General features: G+C 66.8%; 18 protein-coding genes and 1 pseudogene. 4 read left to right on the top strand and 15 right to left on the bottom strand.

Going from position 1 to position 21,876, the window contains the following annotated elements; all coding sequences use genetic code 11:
* Positions 1–208 precede the first annotated feature (208 nt).
* A complete protein-coding gene (locus tag AB0M29_RS40875) occupies positions 209–1,114 on the bottom strand; it encodes a LysR substrate-binding domain-containing protein (RefSeq protein ID WP_365391927.1) in 906 nt (301 codons plus the stop codon).
* A 209-nt stretch (positions 1,115–1,323) separates the two neighbouring features.
* Here AB0M29_RS40875 and AB0M29_RS40870 point away from each other — a divergent pair, with 209 nt between their 5' ends.
* The 3 genes and pseudogenes from AB0M29_RS40870 to AB0M29_RS40860 all read left to right on the top strand — a co-directional run bounded on the left by AB0M29_RS40870 (position 1,324) and on the right by AB0M29_RS40860 (position 4,780).
* Positions 1,324–2,106: an electron transfer flavoprotein subunit beta/FixA family protein gene (locus AB0M29_RS40870; protein WP_365391933.1), complete on the top strand. Its 783-nt coding sequence runs from the start codon at positions 1,324–1,326 to the stop codon at positions 2,104–2,106.
* A gap of 19 nt (positions 2,107–2,125) precedes the next feature.
* A complete protein-coding gene (locus tag AB0M29_RS40865) occupies positions 2,126–3,079 on the top strand; it encodes an electron transfer flavoprotein subunit alpha/FixB family protein (RefSeq protein ID WP_365391925.1) in 954 nt (317 codons plus the stop codon).
* Between the two features lie 301 nt (positions 3,080–3,380).
* Positions 3,381–4,780: pseudogene (locus tag AB0M29_RS40860) on the top strand (IS1380 family transposase).
* 219 nt (positions 4,781–4,999) lie between these two features.
* Here the strand turns inward: AB0M29_RS40860 and AB0M29_RS40855 are convergent.
* The 7 genes from AB0M29_RS40855 to glnT all read right to left on the bottom strand — a co-directional run bounded on the left by AB0M29_RS40855 (position 5,000) and on the right by glnT (position 12,132).
* Positions 5,000–6,202: an allantoate amidohydrolase gene (locus tag AB0M29_RS40855; RefSeq protein WP_365391923.1), complete on the bottom strand. Its 1,203-nt coding sequence runs from the start codon at positions 6,200–6,202 to the stop codon at positions 5,000–5,002.
* Between the two features lie 231 nt (positions 6,203–6,433).
* Positions 6,434–6,631 carry a HutD family protein gene (locus AB0M29_RS40850; protein WP_365391931.1) on the bottom strand — a complete coding sequence of 66 codons (198 nt, stop codon included), beginning with the start codon at positions 6,629–6,631 and terminating at the stop codon, positions 6,434–6,436.
* 7 nt (positions 6,632–6,638) lie between these two features.
* A complete protein-coding gene (locus AB0M29_RS40845) occupies positions 6,639–7,817 on the bottom strand; it encodes an FAD-dependent oxidoreductase (protein ID WP_365391921.1) in 1,179 nt (392 codons plus the stop codon).
* A complete protein-coding gene (locus tag AB0M29_RS40840) occupies positions 7,817–9,160 on the bottom strand; it encodes an FMN-binding glutamate synthase family protein (RefSeq protein WP_365391919.1) in 1,344 nt (447 codons plus the stop codon). Before AB0M29_RS40840 ends, AB0M29_RS40845 begins: the two co-directional genes overlap by 1 nt.
* A gap of 11 nt (positions 9,161–9,171) precedes the next feature.
* A complete protein-coding gene (locus AB0M29_RS40835) occupies positions 9,172–9,864 on the bottom strand; it encodes a glutamate synthase (protein ID WP_365391918.1) in 693 nt (230 codons plus the stop codon).
* The gene (locus AB0M29_RS40830) at positions 9,861–10,772 is read right to left on the bottom strand and encodes a glutamine amidotransferase (RefSeq protein ID WP_365391916.1); all 912 of its coding nucleotides are present in this window, start codon (positions 10,770–10,772) and stop codon (positions 9,861–9,863) included. Before AB0M29_RS40830 ends, AB0M29_RS40835 begins: the two co-directional genes overlap by 4 nt.
* Before the next feature lie 28 nt (positions 10,773–10,800).
* A complete protein-coding gene (gene glnT, locus AB0M29_RS40825) occupies positions 10,801–12,132 on the bottom strand; it encodes a type III glutamate--ammonia ligase (RefSeq protein WP_365391914.1) in 1,332 nt (443 codons plus the stop codon).
* 227 nt (positions 12,133–12,359) lie between these two features.
* On the opposite strand from glnT, the gene AB0M29_RS40820 reads away from it, so the two are divergent.
* Positions 12,360–13,010, top strand: a complete 651-nt coding sequence (locus AB0M29_RS40820; RefSeq protein ID WP_365391912.1) for an XRE family transcriptional regulator — start codon at positions 12,360–12,362, stop codon at positions 13,008–13,010.
* Between the two features lie 91 nt (positions 13,011–13,101).
* Here AB0M29_RS40820 and AB0M29_RS40815 read toward each other — a convergent pair whose 3' ends face one another.
* The 7 genes from AB0M29_RS40815 to AB0M29_RS40785 all read right to left on the bottom strand — a co-directional run bounded on the left by AB0M29_RS40815 (position 13,102) and on the right by AB0M29_RS40785 (position 21,762).
* Positions 13,102–15,471, bottom strand: a complete 2,370-nt coding sequence (locus AB0M29_RS40815; protein ID WP_365391929.1) for a SpoIIE family protein phosphatase — start codon at positions 15,469–15,471, stop codon at positions 13,102–13,104.
* Positions 15,472–16,061: 590 nt separating this feature from the next.
* Positions 16,062–17,618, bottom strand: coding sequence for a sodium:solute symporter family protein (locus tag AB0M29_RS40810; RefSeq protein WP_365391910.1), 1,557 nt, complete (start codon positions 17,616–17,618; stop codon positions 16,062–16,064).
* Positions 17,618–17,869, bottom strand: a complete 252-nt coding sequence (locus AB0M29_RS40805) for a hypothetical protein (RefSeq protein WP_365391908.1) — start codon at positions 17,867–17,869, stop codon at positions 17,618–17,620. Before AB0M29_RS40805 ends, AB0M29_RS40810 begins: the two co-directional genes overlap by 1 nt.
* A gap of 110 nt (positions 17,870–17,979) precedes the next feature.
* Positions 17,980–18,756 (bottom strand): SDR family NAD(P)-dependent oxidoreductase, encoded by a 777-nt coding sequence (locus AB0M29_RS40800; RefSeq protein WP_365391906.1) that lies wholly within the window; start codon positions 18,754–18,756, stop codon positions 17,980–17,982.
* Entirely contained in the window at positions 18,753–20,399 is a 1,647-nt protein-coding gene (locus AB0M29_RS40795; protein WP_365391904.1) for an AMP-binding protein, read from the bottom strand. The genes AB0M29_RS40800 and AB0M29_RS40795 overlap by 4 nt, the downstream gene beginning before the upstream one ends.
* A complete protein-coding gene (locus tag AB0M29_RS40790; RefSeq protein ID WP_365391902.1) occupies positions 20,396–20,602 on the bottom strand; it encodes an OB-fold domain-containing protein in 207 nt (68 codons plus the stop codon). Before AB0M29_RS40790 ends, AB0M29_RS40795 begins: the two co-directional genes overlap by 4 nt.
* Positions 20,602–21,762 (bottom strand): hypothetical protein, encoded by a 1,161-nt coding sequence (locus tag AB0M29_RS40785; protein WP_365391900.1) that lies wholly within the window; start codon positions 21,760–21,762, stop codon positions 20,602–20,604. The genes AB0M29_RS40790 and AB0M29_RS40785 overlap by 1 nt, the downstream gene beginning before the upstream one ends.
* Between the last annotated feature and the right edge of the window lie 114 nt (positions 21,763–21,876).

Below are 21,876 nucleotides of genomic sequence, written 5' to 3'. Positions count from 1 at the left end.
TGTTGAGCGACGCTGAAGATGTGCACCAAGGCGACGTTGGGATTGTCGACGGGACGAGAGGAAACGACCCCGGCGGCCGTCAGGCCGCCGGGGTCGTCGTGAACACGGTCCACGCGGTGTCGCGGGCGTCTCGGTGATCACGTGGCTGCTGGAGAACTCTCTCGGGAAGGGCGCCATGAGGTGTTCCCGTGGTGGGGGATCATGTTGGTCATGAGCTGCTGGGTGAGAGCGGCGCGGACACAACCGCAGCCGCCTCGACGAGCGTCTGTCGAAACAGCCGCCCAGCCGGACTGAGGGTTCGGGGTTCCACGACGTACATCACCGTGGTCGGACGGGATTCGATCCGCACCACTCGGACAGACGAGGGCATGAAGGAAGAGACCGACTCCGGCAGCAGGGTGAACCCCACACCTGCGGCCACAAATCCGAGTGCGGTTTCCTGATGGACCACCCGAGTCCTCACGCGCGGAAGCGGAACGCCGTCGAAGATGGGCCTGATCTCCGCGACGAAGCCAGGCATGTCTCTGGCGGGGAAGGAAATCATCGGTTCGCGTGACAGGTCCGCGGCGCTGACGAGATCGTTCGCGGTCAAGGGGTGGTCCTCTGGCAGGCAGGCGACGATCTCCTCCACATAAAGGCGCTTCGTCTGCAGGTCGAAGGCTCCTGCTTCGCCCCTCACGATGCCGATGTCGAGTGCTCCCTCATGAAGGCCCTCGACCTGCTCCGCGCTCGTGAGCGGGATAAGTTCGATCTCGAGATCAGGCGCCTGCTCGCGGATACGCCTCACCGCGTGCGGCAGGATCGAGTAACTGGCCGAGCTCGGGAACCCAACCCTGAGGCGCCCAGCCCGACCTGCGGCGACCCGTTCCAGGTCCGCCGTCGCCTGATCGACCTGCTCCAGGATGGCGACGGCGCGGCGGTACAGCTCGGCGCCAACCGTCGTCAGCCGCACGCTCCGTGTCGTCCGCTCGAACAAGGCGAAGCCAACCTCTCGCTCGATGCGCTTGATCTGAGCGCTGAGCGGCGCTTGGGACATGTGCAGACGCTCAGCCGCACGCCCGAAATGCAACTCTTCGGCAACGGCGACAACGCACCGTAGCTGACGGACCTCCATGGGCACACACTAAGCAATTATCTCCAGAATCGGAACAATCACGTCCTGATTGATATTAGACACACACCCGTGGAGGGGCTGTACTCATCTCGTGCCCTTGGCCCTCTTTAGCACTCCCCGGGGCCCATACGCGCTGGTCGCCCTCAGCTGGCGCCCCAGGTCCCGCAGCGAACGCACCCCTAGGACCCCAATTGATGATCACATTGCTTGTGAAATACGTGCCGGACGCCACAGTCGACCGGCAGTTCGAATCGGACTTCACCGTCGATCGCGTGAATGTCGACGGTCTGTTGTCGGAGCTGGATGAGTACGCCGTCGAACAGGCACTCCAGATCAAGGAGGAGCGCTTGGGCGCCGCCGTTGAGGTCACCGCCCTGACAGTCGGCCCCCGCGCCGCGGAAGCCGCCCTCCGCAAGGCGCTGCAGATGGGCGCGGACAAAGCCGTCCTGGTATGCGACGACGCGATCGCCGGTTCGGACGCAGTCGCCACCTCGTTGGTTCTGGCTGAAGCAGTCAAGAGGGCCAACGGTGGCGCGGTACCCCACCTGGTCATGTGCGGCATGGCCTCCACCGACGGCGGCATGAGCGTAATCCCGGCGATGGTGGCCGAACGCCTCGGCCTGCCGCAGGTCACTCTCGCCTCGGTCGTCGAGATCCAGGGCGACGAGGTCCGCATCAAGCGTGACGGCGACGTGGCGACCGAGGTCATCGCCGCTCCCATGCCGCTCGTCCTCTCGGTGACCGACCAATCGGGCGAGGCCCGGTACCCGTCCTTCAAGGGCATCGTGGCGGCCAAGAAGAAGCCGCTGGAGACCCTCACCCTCGCCGACCTCGGCGTGGACGCCGATCGGGTCGGTCTCTCGGCGGCGGGGACCACCGTGGAGGCCGCCGACGCCAACCCGCCACGGACCGCGGGTGAGATCGTCAAGGACGAGGAGGCCCGGGGCGCCAAGGCGCTGGCGGACTTCCTCGCGTCGAAGAAGTTCATCTGAGGCCGGGAGAGTTACGACAATGACTGAGGTTCTGGTTCTCATCGACCATGTCAACGGCGCCGTCAGGAAGCCGACCTTCGAGCTGCTGACCATCGCCAGGCGACTCGGAGAGCCCTGCGCCGTCGTCATCGGCGACGCCGAGCAGGCCGCCACCGCCGCCGAGGCGGTCAAGGCGTACGGTGCGGGCAAGGTCTACTCCATCGATGGCACGGAGATCGCGGGCTACCTCGTGGCGCCGAAGGCCGAGGCGCTGCAGCAGCTCGCCGTCGCCACCAACCCGGTTGCGATCCTGCTGCCGTCCTCGGCGGAGAACAAGGAGATCGCCGGCCGCCTGGCGATCAAGCTCGGCTCCGGCCTGATCACTGACGCCGTCGACGTCCAAGAGGGCCCCGTCACCACCCAGTCGGTGTTCGCTGGCACCTACACCGTCAAGGCGAGGGTCACCCAGGGCATCCCGATCATTACCATCAAGCCGAACTCCGTCGCACCGGAGGAGGCTTCGGGCGCCGGCACGCTCACCCCGTTCGCGGTCACCATCTCCGACACCGCCAAGTCCACCCAGATCATGACCGGCCAGCCGCGCACGACCTCGGGCCGCCCCGAACTGACCGAGGCCGCGATCGTCGTCTCCGGCGGACGCGGCACCGGTGGTGACTTCGCCCCGATCGAGGAACTCGCCGACGCTCTGGGGGCTGCGGTCGGTGCCTCGCGTGCCGCCGTCGATTCGGGCTGGACATCGCACGCCCTCCAGGTCGGCCAGACAGGCAAGACCGTCAGCCCGCAGTTGTACGTCGCGAACGGCATCTCTGGTGCGATCCAGCACCGCGCGGGCATGCAGACCTCGAAGACTATCGTGGCTGTGAACGAGGACGAGGAGGCCCCTATCTTCGATCTCGTCGACTTCGGCGTCGTGGGCGACCTGCACTCCGTCCTCCCTGCCCTCACCGCCGAGATCAACAAACGCAAGGGCTGAGCCTGGAAATGACACCATGGGCGCGCCCTCGGCTGGTTGGTCGAGGGTGTGCCCTGCAGCCCGCCTCATGAGGCTTTTCTCTTCGCCGCCCGCCGACACGCTGGCAGAATGCTCGCGCGCACCCCCGCCGACACTCCTGGTTCCGGGGTCGTCGTCCGCGTCGAGGAAACGCGCGACGCCTTAGGCTCGCTCCACCGATTCGATGTCTGTGGATGACTCTTCTTGAAACGAAGACGCGCCTGCTGACCTGCGATGATGGGAGGTCTGACGCTTCCAGCACGCTCAGCAAGGCACCTCGTAGTTGCAAGTTTCCTACGCTCCGGCAGCGGTCTCCGCTGTGTTCGACGACCCGAATCTGATCGCGTATGCCGGGCTGGTCCCGGTGGTGCGGCTGGCCGAGCGGTGTGGCCTGTCGGACCTGGTGGCTGCGAAGGTGAAGCTGACCGGAGCGAAGAACAGTGCGGGGGCTGCGGCGGATGCCGAGGTCACCGGCATCGTGGCCGGGATGGTCGCGGGTGCGGACAGCATCGACGACCTGGACGTCCTGCGGCACGGTGCGGTACCGGCCCTGTTCGGCGGGATTCGCGCCCCCTCCACGCTGGGCACGTTCGTGCGTGCGTTCACCCACGGCCATGCGCTTCAACTCCATGCCGTGCACCGCGTGTTCCTGGCCGCGCTGGCCGCGCACACCCCCTTGCTGTCCGTTTGCGGTCAGAAGGCGTTCATCGATGTCGACTCCACCCACAAACGCGTTTACGGCCGGGCCAAGCAGGGCGCCGAGTACGGCCGGTTCAAGGGCATCCGCACCCTGCACCCCCTTCTCGCCATGGTCTGCACCCCGCACTCCCGCCCGGTGATCGCCACCGTGCGGATGCGCCGCGGGAAGGCAGCCGATTCCCGCGGCGCCCCGAAGTTCGTCAGTGAGGCGCTGGCCACCGCTGTCGAGGCGGGCTGCACCAGTACCCGGATCCTGCGAGCGGACTCGCAGTTCTACAACGCCGCTGTGATCGCCGCCTGCCACCGGGCCGGAGCCCACTTCTCCATCACCACCGGCATGAACCCCTCCATCAAACGGGCCGGCCACAGCATTCCCGACCAGGCATGGCAGCACATCAGTTACCCGACCGCGGTGCCCGATCCCGAAACCGGTGTTCTCATCTCGGACGCCGAAGTCGCCGAGATACCCCAATACACCGCCTTCGCAAGCCGCAGAACGAGCGAGCGGGGCACGACCCGGCTGTGATCGTGCGCCGGGTCCGTGACCTGGCCAGACCCGCCATCATGGGCGAGCAGGGAGAGTTGTTTCCCGTCTGGCGCTACCACCCCTTCTTCACCGACCAGCCCGCCGCAACCCTGCAGGCCGAGCGGGAACACCGGCACCACGCGGTCACCGAGCAGGTCATCGCGGACAGCAAAGCCGGCGCCCTGGCCCACCTGCCCTCCGGGCACTTCCACGCCAACGCGGCCTGGCTGACCCTGTGGGCGATGACCTACAACCTGCTGTGGGCAGCGGGCGCCCTGACCTCGCCCTTCCATACCAGGGCCACCACCGCCACCCTCCGCAGCCACCTGGTCCACGTCCCGGCCCGGATCGCGCGATCCGCACGACGCATCACCCTGCACTTGCCACACAACTGGCCCTGGCAGCAAGCATGGACACACTTCTTCGACACCGTCCACGACCCACCCGCACCGGCCTGACCCCCTGACCACCCCGCCCGCCAGGGCCCGACCGCAACCGAATCCGTGGAAAAGCTGGGCAGACCAGCAGAAACAACCTGCCCATCCACGACCACCGACCGAAACCAGCTCACAAAACGATCAAGAGATCACCTTCAGGGCACCTCGGTGGATCGAGGCTAAGGCCGAGCTCCTCGGTGAGGTCGATCGCCGGTGAGGAGCGAGCGGAACTGGCTGCCATCATCGGTGGAGAAGCATCTCCAGGGTGCCGGCGAGCGCCGCAGCGCCGGTCTCTGCGTCAGCCTCCTCCACTTCCTCCTGCGGTGCGTGGGAGACGCCGGTGGGGTTCCGTACGAAGATCATTGCGGTCGGCACATGGTCCTTGAGGACGCCTGCGTCATGGCCCGCGCCGGTGCCCAGCAGCGGCGCCGCGTCGAGCACTCCGGCAATACGGTCGCGCAGGCGCGGGTCGAAGTCGACGGTGGGGGTGAAGGACTCCTCTGCCATCTCCGCGGTGCAGCCCTCTTGTGCGGCGAGCTTACGCGCGGCCCGCCCGATCTCGTCGACGAGATGTCGGGTGGTGACGTCGTCGGGATGGCGTACGTCCAGCCAGAGGTCGACGCGGGCGGCGATGACATTGGTGCCACCGGGCACGGGCACGAGCCGGCCGACGGTGCCTCGGGCGTCGGAGATGCCGCGAGTGAGGCGCTGCACTTCGGTCACCAGCCGCGCCGCGGCCACCATGGGGTCGCACCGGTCGGCCATGAGGGTGGTCCCGGCGTGGTTGCCCTCGCCGGAGATGGCGATTCGCCAGCGTCCGTGGCCGAGGATCGAGGAGGCGACCGCTACCGGCCTGTCCATGTCGGCCAGTGCGCGCCCCTGCTCGACATGCAGTTCGACGAACGTGGCGATGCGCGCCAGCGTCTCGAGGTCGGTGCCGAGGTGTCCGGGGTTGAGGCCGGTGCGACGGGTCGCTTCGGCGAACGTTACGCCGTCGTTGTCGGTCAACGCACAGGCTTGGCGCGGGTTAATCGCGCCGGTCAGGAGTCGTGATCCGAGGCAGGCCACACCGAAGCGGGAGCCCTCCTCCTCGGGGAAGACTGCGATCGCGCGCCGCCCGCTGACGCCCCGGGCCTGCAGATGGTCGAAGGCGACCAGTGCTGAGGCGATGCCTAGCGGGCCGTCGTACGCGCCGCCGCCGGGGACGGAGTCGAGGTGGCTGCCGGTCACGATGGCGTCGTCGCCGACGCCGCCGTGCCAGGCCCAGATGATGCCGTTGCGGTCAGTCTCGACGTCGAGACCGCGTTTCTGCGCGTGGGCGCAGAACCACCAGCGCAAGTCGAGTTCGGCGCCGGAGTAGACCGGCCGGGTATAGCCACCCCGCCTGAGATCGGTGCCGACATCGGCGATCTCGGCAAGCAGGGAGGAAACGGTGTCAGTCATCGGGTTCCTTGAGGATTCGTATGTCGGCGGCCATCTGGTCCAGCCGTACGGTGGCGTCAGCCCGGAAGCCGGGACGGCCGTTGGCGGAGGGTCCCCTCTGCCCGGCAGACGCCACGCCGCGTCATCACGTTGAGTGCCCGAGTGGGCGCGCGGGAGCAACCGCGACCTGCGCCTCCCCGGCGAACCGCACCTGGTCGCGGGCCGCGAGCCGCTGTTGCCGCCCGTCGACCGTCAGGCGCAGGGGAGGGAGAGTGACGAGGAGACGATCGAACCTAGGAAAAGGGCCGTGAAGGGCTCGTCGTGTTCGAGGTCGGCCACGCTGATACGCCACAGCATCTCGCCGTGAGCGTCTGTGGCTGCCGCGAGTTCCCGGGTTGCTCCGGCACCATCGCGCCAGAGGGGCGGGGCAACCCGGGAAAGATCGAGCATGGTCACCTCAGCGCATCTCGCCGGCGCCGATGTACGGGTGCGGGCTCGTGAGCGGCCTTCCCTCGGCGAACCGCTCGAGTCGGAAGTCCGTGGCGGGGATGTCGGGGTCGGTGCTGTCACCCTCGAACACCAGGTCGGCGACCAAGGTGCCGACAGCCGGGCTGATCTTGAAGCCGTGCCCCGCGAAGCCAGCGCACAGGATCAGACCGTCGACACCCCCGACCGGGGCGATCACGGGGTTCCAGTCCGGCGGGACGTCGTACACGCCGGCGTACGTGTGCGTGACCGACGGGTTGGGGAAGCCCGGGAAGCGGTGCATCACCTTCTCGGCGTACTTTTCGACACTGGCTTCGCTAGCGATGTTGGAATAGTTGTCGGGGTCGACGAACTTCTTCTGGAAGTCTGCGTGGTCGCTGTTGCCGACGAGGAACTGGCCCGCTCCTTCCAGGCGGCAGTACTGAAGGCTCACCAGGTCGGAGACGACCGGGAGGTTCGGCAGCGGTTCCCCGGCGTCGACGATGAGGAGCTCGGAGCGGTATGCCTCGATCGGAAAGTCGATCCCGAGGCCCGAGAGCAGCTTCGCCGACCACCAGCCCGAGGCGACGATGACCACATCGGCTGCGACCACCTCGCCGCCCTCGAGCTCGACGCCCGTCACCTTGTCGCCTTCGGTGCGAATCCGGGCGACCGGGGTGTTCTGCCGAATGCGGGCGCCCTGCTCGCGCGCCATCTGCCCGAAGTGCAGGGCGAGCTGGGTGGCGTCCGCGAAGCCGCCTCGCGGTTCGTACGACGCCAGCGCCACGTCGCCGACCTCCATCATGGGCCACAGCCGGGCCAGTTGATCGCTGTCGATCAGGTCGACGTCGATGCCGAGGCTCCGGTGCACCGCGGTGTTCGCCTTCAGCGGCTCCACGTTCTCTTCGCCGACGATGACCGTGTAGCCCACCTGACGGAATCCGACCTGGTCACCAAGCTGCTCGAAGACCGGCATGCTCCGCCACGCCATGGCGGCGATCGATGGCACGCCGTAGTGCGCGCGCACGATACCGCTGGACTTGCCGGTGCCGCCACCAGCGAGCTGGTGCCGCTCAAGGACGAGCACGTCGGTGAGTCCTCGCTGAGTCAGCGCCCGGGCGATGGAGAGGCCGATCAGACCGCCTCCGACGACCACTGCTTTCCGCGCCATCACAGCCCCATTCCCGGGATCCAGGAGGTACCAGCGAGCGGGACGCGCGCCATGGCTGCGGCCTCGATGGATACGGCAACCATGTCCTCCTGCTCAAGGTGTGTGACGTGCGCCTTGCCGCAGGCTCGGGCGATCGTCTGGGCCTCCATGGTGAGCACCCGCAGGTAGTTGGCGACCCGGCGACCGCCCTCGACCGGGTCGAGCCGCTGCTGCAGCCGGGGGTCCTGTGTGGTGATGCCCGCGGGGTCCTGGCCCGCCTGAAACTGATCGTAGAAGCCGGCTGCCGAGCCGAGCTCCTCGTACTCGGCGGCGTACTTCGGGTCGTTGTCGCCCAGCGCGATAAGTGCGGCGGTGCCGATGGCGACGGCGTCGGCACCCAGGGCCAGCGCCTTGGCGACATCAGCGCCGGAGCGGATACCGCCGGAAACGATGAGCTGGACGCCGTCCGGCTTCTTATGGGCGCCTAGCTCCTGCAGCGCCTGCACCGCCTGGGGGATGGCGGCGAGGGTCGGGATACCTACGTGCTCGATGAAGACGACCTGGGTGGCAGCGGTGCCGCCCTGCATGCCGTCAACCACCACGACGTCCGCGCCGGCGTGCACGGCGAGCTTGACGTCATAATAGGTGCGCGAGGCACCGACCTTGACGTAGATCGGCTTCTCCCAGTCGGTGATCTCGCGGATCTCGTTGATCTTGATGGTGAGGTCGTCCGGGCCGGTCCAGTCAGGGTGGCGAGAGGCCGAGCGCTGGTCGATACCTACGGGCAGGTCTCGCATGCCGGCGACGCGCTCGGAGACCTTCTGGCCCAGCAGCATTCCGCCGCCGCCCGGCTTGGCGCCCTGGCCGAGGACGATCTCGACGGCGTCGGCGCGCCGCAGGTCGTCCGGGTTCATGCCGTAGCGGTTCGGCAGGTACTGGTAGACCAGCGTCTTGGAGTGGCTGCGTTCCTCCGGGGTCATGCCGCCGTCGCCGGTAGTGGTGGAGGTGCCGGTAGCCGAAGCGCCGCGGCCCAGGGCCTCCTTGGCGTTGGCGCCCAGGGCGCCAAAACTCATGCCGGCAATCGTCACCGGGATGTCGAGGCGGACAGGGTACTTGGCGTTGCGCGTGCCAAGGGCTACGTCGGTGCCGCAACTCTCGCGGTAGCCCTCGAGCGGGTAGCGCGACATCGACGCGCCCAGGAAGAGCAGGTCGTCGAAGTGGGGCAGGGCACGTTTTGCGCCCCACCCGCGGATGTCGTAGATGCCGGTCTCGGCGGCACGCTGGATTTCGGCGATGGCAGCCCGGTCGAATACCGCGGACTCGCGCAGACCCAGCCGGGCTCGGTCATCGGCAGTGAGAGTCATCTGATCCTGCCTCAGTAGTCGTTCTCGTGGGTGAAGTGGTAAAGATTGCGGGCCGACCCGTAGCGTTTGTACGACGCCGGATCGTCGTCCTGGTAGCCGGCGGACTTGAGCAGGCTCGCCAGTTCCTCCAGGTGTTCGGGTCGCATCTCCTTCTCCACGCAGTCGGCCCCGAGCGATTTGGCGGTGCCGCGCAGATAGATGCGTGCCTCGTAGATCGAGTCACCGAGTGCGTCACCTGCGTCTCCGCGGACCACCAGGCGCCCCTTCTGCGCCATGAAGGCGCTCATGTGCCCGACGGTGCCCCCCACGACGATGTCGATCCCCTTCATCGATATGCCGCAGCGGGCTCCAGCGCCGCCGTCGATGATCAGCAGACCGCCGCGTCCTGTGGCACCGGCCGACTGCGAGGCCGAGCCCGTGACGTGGACGGTGCCGCTCATCATGTTCTCGGCCACACCCTGACCGGCATTGCCGTTGATGGTGACCTCGGCTTGCTTGTTCATGCCGGCGGCGTAGTAGCCGAGGTGGCCGTTGACGGTGACCTTGACCGGCGCGTCGAGGCCGACGGCGACGTTGTGGGCGCCGCGGGGGTTCTGGAGAACGCACTCGCCTTTGAGGCCGACGGCGTGGAGCGCCTCGTTCACCTCCCGGAGAGGGGTGAGGCCCAGGTCGAATGTGGGCGCGGCGGCGTGGGTGGAGCTCATGCCGACATCTCCTGACGGTTCCAGTGATAGACGACCTCGGGCTGGGGCTCCCAGATCCGGGCGTTGCCGACGCCTGGCAGGTGGGCGAGGGCCCGGTACTCCGACGCCATGGCCACCCAGTCGTCGGTCTCGGCGATGACGGCCGGTTTGCAGGCGATGGCGTCGCGGACGACCGCGAAGCTGTCGCGGTTGGAGACCAGCAGGGTGTAGAAGCCGTCGAAGGTCTTGGTCAGGTCGGTGAGCGCCTCGTCGATGCCCTTGCCCCCCGCGAGCAGGTGCGCGACGAAGCGCGCGCCGACCTCGGTGTCGTTTTCGGAGTCGAACTCGACGCCGACGGCCCGTAGGTGGCGGCGGACCGAAGCGTGGTTGGAGAAGGAGCCGTTGTGTACCAGGCACTCGCCCGGGCCCACGGCATAGGGATGCGCGCCCGACGACGTGACCGCAGACTCGGTCGCCATCCGGGTATGGCCCACACCTTGCCAGCCCCGTGCCTCCGCAAGGCCCCAGCTCTCGGCCAGCGCCTGGGGGGCGCCAACCCCCTTCAGGACAGCGAGGTCCTCGCCGAAACCACCGATGAGGACACCGGGATAGATCTGCCTCGCGGCAGACAACAGCACCTCCGAGGCGACATCGGTGCTGGCGAGCACGACGTTGCCGACAGTGGTGGCCGTCACCTCGGCGCCGATTTCGGCGCAGAGCGCCGCCGCGACCGTGTCGGCGGCCACGTCGAGGTCGATCAGCGAGACCGAACCCCTGCCGTGCGGCGACCACTCTTCGTTGCCGTAGACAGCGATCCCGGCCGAGTCCGCGCCGCGGTCCTCCATCTCGCACAGCATCTGGGTGAGAAGCTCACCGAGCTGGGAGTGGAGCTCGGGGTTGCGCAGGTGCAACCCGACGATTCCACACATGTGACTCTCCTTCGCGGGCATTGTGGGCTCAGAAAGCGGTGAGATAGCGTTCGTGCTCCCAGTCGGAAACTGCCGCGTGGTAGGCGAAGAACTCGTTCTTTTTCAGGCGCGCGAAATATTCGGCGACCCCGGGGCCGGCGACGTCGAGGGTTCCCCTGACGACGTCGTCGGCCTCGAATGCCTCCACGGCGTGCAGCAGCGTCAGCGGGAAGGGGGTACCGGGACCGGTGCCGACCTCGCCGAGCGAGAGGCCACTGGCGATGCCGTCGAGGCCGGCGTCCACAGCCGCGGCGATCGCGAGATAGGGGTTGGCCGAGCCGTCGCCACCGCGCAGTTCGATGCGCCGGTTGTCCGGGATGCGCACGTAGTGGGTACGGTCGTTGCCGCCGTACGTAGGCAGCTTGGGAGCCCAGGTCGCGCCGCTCGTACTTGAGGCGCCCGCACCGGTCCGCTTGTAGGAGTTGACCGTCGGCGCGATGACAGCCTGCAGCGCGGTCGCATGCCCCAGAATGCCGGCGACGAAGGAGTAAGCCGTCTTCGACAGTCCCAGGCCGACCGCGTCCTCATCGCCCTCGCTGCTCGCCGGGAAAATCGAGGCGTCGGTCGCGGTGTCACGCAGGGAAAGGTGGAGGTGGAGGCCAGAGCCGGTTCGGTCGGCGAACGGCTTGGGCATGAACGTCGCGATCATGCCCCGCTGCCGGGCGAGCACGCTGAGTAGATAGCGGAGGGTGACGACGCGATCGGCCGTCGTCAAGGCATCGGCGTACCGGAAGTTCTGCTCGAACTGACCGTTGGCGTCCTCGTGGTCGTTGGCGTAGTTGCCCCAACCGAGTTGGTTCATCGCATTGCTGATCGAAGTCAGGTGGTCATACATGCGGGTGACGCCGCGCGCGTCATAACACGGCTGGGCCGCGACATCGTCGCTGTCCGCCGGGACCAGTACACCGCCGGCGTCGCGCTTGAGGAGGAAGTACTCCACCTCGGCGCCGGCCTCAGGCGCGAAACCGGCGGCGATTGCCCTGGCGACGACTTCCTTGAGGATCACACGAGGGGCAAAAGGCCACGGCCTGCCCTCCACATGGGGATCACAGTGGACGATCGCCAAGCCAACCTTGACGAACGGGATGGGCGTGAAGGAAGCGACATCCGGGATCGCCATCAGATCGGGATCCTTGGGCTCCTGCCCGATCGCGCCGGCGGCATACCCGGCAAAGCCGACGCCCTCCGTCGCGAGTGCCTCGACGGCCTCGACGGGCACAAGCTTGGCACACGGCTTGCCGTTGAGGTCGACAAAGAGCGCCAGGAGGAACCTCGTGCCGCTGGCTTCACAGAGAGCGGCAAGATCCAAGGTGTCGGCCATGATGACTCCCATCTCGTTCACTGAAGTGAATCAGCGTCTCCTGTGAGTAGACACAACAGATGTTACGGCTCCGTCTCGGAGCCGTCACGTCTGGGTATCGCGCACTCCGGATTCGCAGGATCTGATCGACGTTGCCGTTCGCCACGTCACGACTCCGCCGCACCCGATGCCAATGCACGTCCTCTCGGTCGAGGAAGTCCGAGGCGGAGGGGGGCTAAGGTCAACGCATGGGAGACGACCAGTCGCTACTCCGCAACATCTCCGGGACAGCGCGGGACCGCCGTGTCAGTGAAGCAGTCGATGAACTTGCACTAGAGGAGACGATTGCTCGCAACGTCCGCCGGTTGCGGCAACATCATGGCGCGTCCGTGGGCGAGATGGCGGCGCGGATCGGCATCTCGAAGGCCATGCTCTCCAAGATCGAGAATGCCCAGACGTCATGCAGTCTCAGCACTTTGGCTCGCGTGGCAGCAGCTTTCGACGTGCCGGTGACATCCCTCTTCCGTGGCGCCGACACCGAGCGGCAGGCGTCCTTCGTCAAGGCGGGCAGCGGTACGGCCATCGTGCGAAACGGTACCCAAGTCGGCCACAGCTACGAACTACTCGGCACTCTGAGGGGCGAACACAAGCGCCTTGAGTCCCTCCTGGTGACCCTCACCCGATCGAGCGAGGTCTACCCCCTCTTCCAGCACGCTGGCACAGAGTTCATCTATCTACTCGAGGGGGTCATGGACTACGGGCACAGCCGCGCCGTCTATCGGCTGCATCCGGGCGACTCGCTACAGTTCGACGGTGAAGGAGCTCACGGACCTGTCGAGCTCGTCGAGACACCCATCCGGTTCCTCTCGGTGATCGCGTTCCCCGACGCCAGTCTTTGAGCTCCACTCGCCTGGCCCGCCCCTTGACTGGCGGGACAGCTGTTCAACCGGCGATGAGTCGGTCAGGGTGGCCCGGTCCTCGGGCGGCCACTTATTCGCCCGAGCGCCCCGACGGCTCCTGGGGCAGCGACTGCTCAGCCCAGATGATCTTGCCCTCCGTGGTGTAGCGAGTGCCCCAGCGGTGAGCCATCTGCGCGACGAGGAAGAGCCCGCGGCCGCCCTCGTCGGTCACGCGGGCATGGCGCAGGCGCGGTGCGGTGCTGCTTCCGTCGGCGATCTCGCAAATCAGCGTGGCATGTCGGATCAGCCGGAGGCGGATCGGGCCGACCGCGTATCGAATGGCGTTGGTCACCAGTTCGGAGACGACGAGCTGGGTGGTGTCGGTGAGTTCCGTCAGGCCCCAGGCTTCGAGCGTCTCAGCGGCGCGTGAGCGCACATCACGGACCCCAGCAGGATCGGCGGCCAGATCCCAGGTCGCCACCTGCTCCGACCCCAGAGTGTGAGCGCGGGCGACGATCAGGGCGAGATCGTCGGTCTGCGGCTCGCAGTGCATCTCGCTCAGCACGCTGTCGCAGACCTCCTCCAGCGAAAGCTTCGGATGGCTCAGCACCTCGGCGAGCTGGTTGAGACCCGACTCCACGTCCCTGCTTCGTGATTCCACAAGTCCATCGGTGAAAAGCGCCAGAAGACTGCCCTCGGCGAGTTCGAACTCACCAGACTCGAACGGCAATGTCCCGAGCCCAAGCGGAGGTCCGGCGGGCAACTCCGGAAACGAGGCCCGCCCCTCAGACGTGACGATCACTGGCGGTAGATGTCCTGCGCGGGCTGCCACACACCGTCCGTTGACCGGGTCGTACACGGCGTACAGGCAGGTGGCGCCGACGACGGATGTGGTGGTCGACCCTCCGTCCGAGGGATCCTCTCCGATGAGGCGGATGACCAGGTCGTCGAGGTGCGCCAGCAACTCGTCAGGGGGCAGGTCCATGTTGGCCAGCGTGTGAACGGCGGCACGCAGCCGTCCCATCGTGGCGGCTGCGTTGATCCCATGGCCGACCACGTCACCGACGACCAGGGCGACTCGGGCACCGGACAATTCGATAACGTCGAACCAGTCACCCCCGATGCCGTCTCTGGCGTCAGCGGGTAGATAGCGAGATGCGACATCCATCGCCGTAGTCGCCGGCAGCACTTCCGGCAGCAGGCTGCGCTGAAGCGTCAGCGCGGCGTTGCGTTCGCGGGTGTAGCGGCGAGCGTTGTCCAGGCAGACCGCGGCGCGCGAGACGAACTCCTCGGCCAGGCGCAGATCGTCCTCCTCGAACGGCCCGTTTGCTCGACGTCGGAGGAACACGGCTGCTCCGAGGCAAACACCGCGGGCCTTGATGGGCACGACCATCAACGAGCCCAGATCGAATTCCCGGATCGAATCCGCGCGGACCAGATCCTCCGCGGGCCAACCCTGCGTTTCAGGGCCGATGTTCACTTCGAGGAGGGCACGCCCTTGAACCAGCGCTCGGATAATCGGTGACGAGCGACCGTACCGGGACGGCTCGCCAATCGCGACAACCGCCTCCGGGCACCCCGAGTGCACCGATTGCTGTGCCACTCTGCGCAGCGGCGGGTCACGGTAGGACGACGGCAAGCCGGGCTCGTCTCCGGCGAGCACGGGGTCAAGAAGGTCGACGGCCGCGAAGTCGGCCAGGCTGGGAACGGCGACTGACGCCAGTTCGTGTGCTGTGCGGACGATGTCCAATGTGGTGCCGATGCGGCCGCCGGACTCGGTCAGCAGCGCCAGGCGTTCTCGCGCCCGCCAGCGATCGGTGACGTCGACACCCATGTAACCGACGCCCAGCACACGGCCCTCGTCGTCATCGACGCGGAAGAACGACGTGGACCAGGCATGGATCCGGTCAGGGTCTGCCGGCGTATAGCCCTGGTACTCCACGTCAAATACCGCCTGCCCGGTCTCCAGGACCCGCTGCATCTGGGCCTCCAGCTCCGGACTAGGAAGCCGTGGCAGCACCTCACTCATCCTGCTCCCGAGACGCACCTCTCTGGGCACCCCCGCCATCCGCTCCAGCGTGGAGTTGAACCAGATGTACCTGAGGTCGGTTCCCATGACCGCCATGCCGAACGGCGAGCGGTTGAGGAAGCGCTCCAGGACCGACTGGCTCACGCCCCACCAGGGAACATTCGTCAGATCGATGGCGGACACGAGCCACAGAGCAGCGTCCGGCCCGGACAGCGGGCAGACCCTCATTCCTACGTCCACCCGATGCCCGTCCCGGTGCCGCACCCCGACGACGCGATCAGCACGCAACGATTCACGTACCTCCCCCGCATCCAGGCCGTGCCCGGGCATGAGCAGCGTCGTGGCCTGCCGCCCGAGCACCTCGTCGTCGCGGTATCCGAGAAGCTGCTCCGCACTAGGGGTCCAGCCCACGACCACACCATGCGAGTCCACCACAGCACTGGCTGTAGATGGGAGGTCCACCGGCGGTGACGCCGATTGCCCCGACCCTGTCGGCTCCACGGGTACGACAAACCTCGAGACAGCGTTGTGGATCATCCTGGGACTCCGACCGCGCTCACGGGTACCAGCCACTGCCGCCCCTGCCCCGCGTCTGACGGACTCGACACAGGGGCCGACTGATCACCGGGTGATCGAACGAGTGACTGGCACCTTCTTCGTAAATCTAGACTACTGTCACGATGTGGACATCCGGAATGTCTAGAGATCCGATCACTGATCGTCGCCGCGGAGACCTCGAGCAGAAGCGACCCCGGCGTCACCGGGGGTGGACAAGCAGCCGTGTCCTCGCGCATCAGCTCCTCACGGCTCGCAAGCGTGGCACCGAGCGGCAGGGGTCAGGCGACGTTCACGCCATCGCGGGAAGACGACACGGCGACTGATCAAGCGTTCGCAGTCCACGCCACAACCTGCCGCACGATGGATCGGGTCAATGCGGCGAACCAGCGAACGGATTGTTCGCCGTTCAGCCAGCTGACCGGATCGCGGGTCGCGAGACAGGCTGGGCGCTGCAATGTGGGGGGTCAGTCCATGGCGGGGGTGTCGAGCCTTCCGAGGGGCACCTCGGCACCGATAGCGTCGCGCTGTGGTGTGACGGTCCCTGCCCGGGCGTGGGTGAACAGTTCGTTCACGCGATCCCGTTCTTCAGCGTGAACGGGGAAGAGGTAGCTGCAGGCGAGGTAGACCACGAGGTTCGCGGCGAGCCCGACCAGGCCGGAGCCGATCCCTCCGAGCCATGGGAGGTTGCCGGCGGCGTTGAAGTAGGGGATTGCCAGACCGACGGCGACGGCGAGACCGGTCAGCATGCCGGCGATGGCGGCGATCTTGTTGCCGCGCCGCCACACCAGGCCGAGGAAAATCGGGACGGCCAGCTGGATGATGACGTGATACGCCAACTGCGCGAGGTTGACCAGATTCGGCCAGTTGTAGGACTCGAAGGCGACGATGACTCCGAGGATCACGAAGACCATCATGGAGAACTTGGCGAGGATGATCTCCTGCTTCTCCCTCAGCGGGATCTGGGCGCCGACGATGTCGTTGGCTACCTGTGTGCCCATGGACTGGATCACGCCGTCGACGAACCCCATCGTGGCGGCGAAGACGATGAGGAGTGCGCATGCCAGGAGCCAGGTCCCGCCCGCGTCCTGGCTGATCGCGAACCATGCCGAGTTCGGGTCGGCGACGAGGTTCTTGAAGGGAATGGCGGCCATGGCGACGAGGATGAGCAAGCCGTAGAAGACCATTCCGATGACCATGGTCTGAAGGGCGCCCTTCTTGACCTCCCGCACACTGCCTGCCGTGTAGATGCGGACGAAGATCATGGGCCAGCACAGGCTGCCAATCATCCCCGAGGCCACGATGCTGAAGTAGTACCAGCCGCCTGCTGGGGACGAGAGTCCGGGGAGTGTGAGATCTGCTGAGGGCAGCCGTCTGATTCCGCCGAAGCCGTGGAAGTAGAACACCAGCAGCCCGATGCAGAGCAGTGCCGAGCCGAGATAGGCCACAATTCCCTGGACCATGTCGGTGATGACCAGGCCGCGCATTCCCATCTGCACGGTCCAGATCTGGCGCACCGCGATGACGGCGACACCGATGGCGAGGGACGTGGTCAGCGAAAGGCGTCCCAAGGAAGCCCAGCGGATCAGTTCGCCCATCGCCTGGAGGCCCAGGACGAGCAGCGGAAAGAGGGCTAGTACGCTCACGGAGCTCGATATGCCCTTGACGCCGACGCCGTTGTAGCGAAGAGCGAGCAGATCGGATTGGGTACGCAGGTCGAAGCGCTTGCCCCATTTCCAGACCGGGCGGGCGATCAGATACATCGCGATCACCCCGAGGACGGAGTACACCAGGGCGTAGAGCGCCAGGACCCCGGCCGCGACCCCCAAGCCGACGAACACCGTCCAGATCGCGCCCGGCCACCAAGAGTTCGTGTAGGCCATGGCGACGAACCAGCTGCTGAAGGACCGGTCGCCGACCGCGTAGGCCGTGAACGTCGACTGGTCGTGCTTCTTCCGCGACACATGGAGGACCGCAATGATGACCGCGAAGAAGACCCCGAGGATCGAGAAAGTGATTGCCATCAGTCGAGTTCCTTTCTGGAGTGTTCGTACCAATACAGGCCCGCACAGACTGCGGTCGCGAAGATGCAGACGCCGAACATGTACCAGACCGACAGGGGAAGCGACAGAACAATTCCGTGCCGCTGGCTCATCCAGGTGTACACCGGGGGGAGCAACGCGCCGAGGTAGACCGCCAAGAAGAGTACGCCGAACAGCGAAACCTTGAAGCCGGACCGCCCACTGCGGGAATTACTGACGGAATGTTTAGACATTTCTCCCCCAAGGGGTATAGAGGTGCACTGGGACGAGGGACTGGCCGATTGTCGACCGTTACTCTTTCTGGCGGCTCAGTAATATTTGTCTGGCAGCCCGAGCTCATGACTCAGCGGGCGCGCATCCTGATGCCGCCGTCGAGTCGGATGGTCTCTCCGTTGAGCATCTTGTTGGTCGCCGCGTAGGCGACCATGGACGCGAACTCCCCGGGGTTCCCGGGGCGCTTGGGAAAGAGGAGCTGGTTCTCGATGGCTGCCTTCGCCTTCCCCGACACCTGCTCGTTGTACATGGGGGTTGCGAAGACACCTGGGGCGATGCTGACCACGCGGATGCCCCGGTCGGCGAGGTCCCGGGCTGCGGCCAGTGTCATGCCGGCGACGCCGGCTTTGGACGCCGAGTAGGCGACCTGTCCCACCTGGCCCTCGGTCGCCGCGACCGAGCTGGTGAGGACACAGACGCCGCGCTGGCCGTCGAGATCGGGCTCGTTGCCCGCCATGACGGCGGCGCCCGCGCGAAGGAGGTTGAGGGTGCCGAGCAGATTGATCTCCAGGACACGGGCGAATGAGTCCGAAGGCTCTGCCTCACCGGTCCGGGGCAGGAGACGTTCGGGTCCCACGATGCCGGCGCAGGCGACCACGAGACGGAGTCCGTGGGGTGCTTGTGCGGCCATCTTGGCGGCCGACAGGCACGTTTCGAAGTCGCGGACGTCTCCTTTGACGTGCTGGGCCTCGGTGGTGGGGCCCCCGTCCGAAGTCACGTCCAGAATCGTGACGTGTCCCCCATGGCTGACCACCAGATCCGCGACCTCGGCGCCCAGGCCGGAGGCACCACCTGAGATCAGGACGCCGCTCCCCCGCAGAACCGACACCGCCTGCTCGGGGTTCACGACTCTCGTCCGATGTGGATCCCTGCCGCGACGCGGTCCCATTCGGTGCCGGTGACGCCGCGCTTGCGGATTTCTGCCTTGATGGTCTTCCCACTCGGCGTCTTGGGCAGCTCCGAGGCGAACTCGATGTACCGCGGCACGGCGAAGTACGGCAGGTGGATCCGGCAGTGATCGACAACTTCTTCCGGAGTGACACGCCTGCTGGTGACCACGACTACCTTGATGTCGTCTTCGCCTTCGTCGGCCGGCACGCCAACGGCAGCACTCTCGATGACGGCGGGGTGGGAGCCCACAGCCCTCTCGATCTCGAACGAGCTGACGTTCTCGCCTCGGCGACGGATACGGTCTCGGATGCGGTCGACGAAGTAGTAGTAACCCTCGTCATCCATCCACGCCGCGTCACCGGTGTGGAACCACAGGTTGCGGAACGTTTCGGCGGTCGCTTCCGGCATGCCGTCGTAGCCGGTGGCGATCGTCCACGCGTGGCGCGGCCGGATGGCGATTTCACCGACTGTCCCGGGGTCCACCGGCTGGTCGGTGTCCGGGTCGAGGAGGGCGAGGTCGAACATGTTGCCGTACGGCTTCCCGGAACTTCCGGGGCGAGCGGGGTCGCCGTCGGGGCGGAAGAGCACCAGGGATATCTCCGTCATCCCGTATGCCTCCACGCACTCGAAACCGAAGCGCTGAGGGAAGGTCCGCGCGAGCCTCGAAGGCAGCGGAATAGCCAGGACCCGCCGCAGGCAGTGATCGGTGTCGCTGTCCCGGATGGGCTGGGCGTCGAGGAACTCCGTCATGACCCCGAGGAGGCTGGAAACGGTCGCCCCGCTGGTCCGGATGTCGTTGAGCCAGCCCGACGCGCTGAAGCGTTTGGCGAGGTACACCCGGGCGCCTGCGATGAGTGCGGCGTACACCTGCGCCCACTGGGCGTTGCTGTGGAACAGCGGCAGACACACGTAGTAGGTGTCGTCGCTGGTCAGGGCGAGCCGATCCGTGACCTGGCGACCGAGGAGGTACGCCAGACCGTGGGGGGCAAGGACGCCCTTGGCAGGTCCGGTCGTGCCGGACGTGTAGATAATGGAAGCCAGATCTCGGTGGGTGACGGACACGACCTCGTGCAGCCGCGGCAAGGCCGCGAGATGATCGAAGGCGCTGCTCGCCCACCGGGTGGGTGCGGAGAACTGACCGTGCACGATGACCGTCCTCAAGGACGTGAGATCGTCGGCCACCTCTTCGAGTCGTGTGATCAGTGCCGCGTCGACCACGGCGACCTTGGCGCGGGAAAGGTTGACCGGGTGGGCCAGGGAATGCCCTCGATTGGCGGTATTCACCGGCACTTCCACCGCCCCGAGGAGGTTGGCCGCGAACCAGGTAAGGACGAACTCCGCCGAGTTCTCCATCAGCAGAAGCACCCGGTCACCCTGACGAACGCCTCTCGCTCGGAGTCCGACGGCGACACGCTCCGCGCTAGCCAGGGTCTCGGCGTAGGTGAGCGTCCGGCCGGTCTCGTCGGTAAGGAAGATGGCGTCGGGGCGTGCGGCTGCCTGGCTGCGTAGGACGGACCCCAGGACCCATTCGTCAGGGCGTGGCTCCAGGTCGGTGTGCGGCTCCGGTCTGCGCGGACCACCGAGGTCGAGGCTCCTCACTGGTCTGCTTCCGCTACGGAGTACAGCGTGTAGTGGCTGTACTTACCCAGGGGCGTGACGGGCGCTCCGACGGTCACCGGGACGTCGGCTGGAGCGTCGAGCCGGGCGGTGATGAGCCGGGCGCCGTCCCGTATGACGCCGACGACGTAGGGGGCATCGGGAACGCCGACGCGGATGACGGTGTACGACTCGAGGGTCGGCATCACGCTGCTCCAAGGATGGTGACGGTGGCGGTGGCACCGGCGCCACCGAGGTTGTGTGCCATGCCGACGCGCGCGCCGGGAACCTGGTTGGCCGCGGTGCCGCGGAGTTGGGCGACCACCTCGTGCACTTGGGCGAGACCGGTCGCTCCTACCGGGTGGCCGCGCCCGAGGAGCCCACCGCTGGGATTCACAACGACACCCGGGCCGCTGCTCGTGGTGAGCCCTTCGGCAATGGCGAGATGCGCTTCGCCGTGAGGGAAGAAGCCCAGGTCGCCGACATTGACGACTTCGGTGATGGAGAAGCAGTCGTGCAGTTCCACGACGTCGACATCCCGAGGACCCACGCTGGCACTCTTGTAGGCGCGCTGAGCAGCCGCGACGGTCGCCGGGAAGCTGGTGAGCGTTTCCATGTGGCGGATACCCACCGGCCCGGACGTCTGCTCGCACGCCAGCACACGCACTGCGCCGTCCCGCGAGCCGGTTGTGTGGGCGAGGTCGGTGACGACCGCCGCGGCGGCACCGTCGCTGATGGGTGAGCAGTCGAGGAGGCGAAGGGGATCCGCGATGAGCTTCCCGGAGGCGATCTGATCAGCGCTCACCGCTTCACGGAACATCGCGTTCGGATTCGTGATAGCGCTGGCGCGGTTCTGCATGATGACGGCTGCCAAATGCTCGCGCCTGGAACCGTACCGGGCGGCGTGGGCATTGGCGACCAGGCCGAAGAACCCTGGGAATGTCAGGCCCGCCGCACCGTCGGTGGACATTTCCCCCGCTTCGGTCAGCAGCTTCGTGATGGCTTCGGTTCCCGGACGCGTCATGTGCTCGGCGCCGATGCAGAGAGCCGCTGTGGCCGCGCCGGCGGCGACGGAGAGAACGCCGTGGCGCAGCGCGATGCCGGCGGATCCGCATGCCCCCTCCACGTTGGTGGTGGCGACATTGCCGAGCCCAAGCCTGCGCGCGACCACGGATGCGATGACGCCCTGGCCGTCGATGCCGCGGCCCAGGAAATTGCCGAAGTACACGGCATCGATCTCGGACCTCTCCAGGCCGGAATCTGAAATGGCCATCTCCCCCGCCTCGACGGCGAGGTCGATGAGGGTCTTGTCAGGATGGCGACCGAATGCTGTGGTGGCGGTGCCTGCCACGAAGGCGTGATTCACGCGGACTCCCGGGTTGTGGAGTTGGATCCCTCCTCTGACTGAATCTGAGTACAGGGAGGGGGTAACCAGCTTCACAATCCGGTCGAGACACTGCTACCGCCCGGTGTCGCAAAA

The organism is Streptomyces sp. NPDC051976 (assembly GCF_040680795.1).
Classification (GTDB): domain Bacteria; phylum Actinomycetota; class Actinomycetes; order Streptomycetales; family Streptomycetaceae; genus Actinacidiphila.
Note: the sequence above shows the minus strand (reverse complement) of the source record. Positions and strands in the feature narration are given on the sequence as shown.

What these genes read in the sequence shown, in the direction of transcription:
- AB0M29_RS40875 (WP_365391927.1), bottom strand. Translation starts at nt 1,114, where the DNA reads ATGGAGGTCCGTCAGCTACGGTGCGTTGTCGCCGTTGCCGAAGAGTTG.
- AB0M29_RS40865 (WP_365391925.1), top strand. Translation starts at nt 2,126, where the DNA reads ATGACTGAGGTTCTGGTTCTCATCGACCATGTCAACGGCGCCGTCAGG.
- AB0M29_RS40855 (WP_365391923.1), bottom strand. Translation starts at nt 6,202, where the DNA reads ATGACTGACACCGTTTCCTCCCTGCTTGCCGAGATCGCCGATGTCGGC.
- AB0M29_RS40850 (WP_365391931.1), bottom strand. Translation starts at nt 6,631, where the DNA reads ATGCTCGATCTTTCCCGGGTTGCCCCGCCCCTCTGGCGCGATGGTGCC.
- AB0M29_RS40845 (WP_365391921.1), bottom strand. Translation starts at nt 7,817, where the DNA reads ATGGCGCGGAAAGCAGTGGTCGTCGGAGGCGGTCTGATCGGCCTCTCC.
- AB0M29_RS40840 (WP_365391919.1), bottom strand. Translation starts at nt 9,160, where the DNA reads ATGACTCTCACTGCCGATGACCGAGCCCGGCTGGGTCTGCGCGAGTCC.
- AB0M29_RS40835 (WP_365391918.1), bottom strand. Translation starts at nt 9,864, where the DNA reads ATGAGCTCCACCCACGCCGCCGCGCCCACATTCGACCTGGGCCTCACC.
- AB0M29_RS40830 (WP_365391916.1), bottom strand. Translation starts at nt 10,772, where the DNA reads ATGTGTGGAATCGTCGGGTTGCACCTGCGCAACCCCGAGCTCCACTCC.
- glnT (WP_365391914.1), bottom strand. Translation starts at nt 12,132, where the DNA reads ATGGCCGACACCTTGGATCTTGCCGCTCTCTGTGAAGCCAGCGGCACG.
- AB0M29_RS40820 (WP_365391912.1), top strand. Translation starts at nt 12,360, where the DNA reads ATGGGAGACGACCAGTCGCTACTCCGCAACATCTCCGGGACAGCGCGG.
- AB0M29_RS40810 (WP_365391910.1), bottom strand. Translation starts at nt 17,618, where the DNA reads ATGGCAATCACTTTCTCGATCCTCGGGGTCTTCTTCGCGGTCATCATT.
- AB0M29_RS40805 (WP_365391908.1), bottom strand. Translation starts at nt 17,869, where the DNA reads ATGTCTAAACATTCCGTCAGTAATTCCCGCAGTGGGCGGTCCGGCTTC.
- AB0M29_RS40790 (WP_365391902.1), bottom strand. Translation starts at nt 20,602, where the DNA reads ATGCCGACCCTCGAGTCGTACACCGTCATCCGCGTCGGCGTTCCCGAT.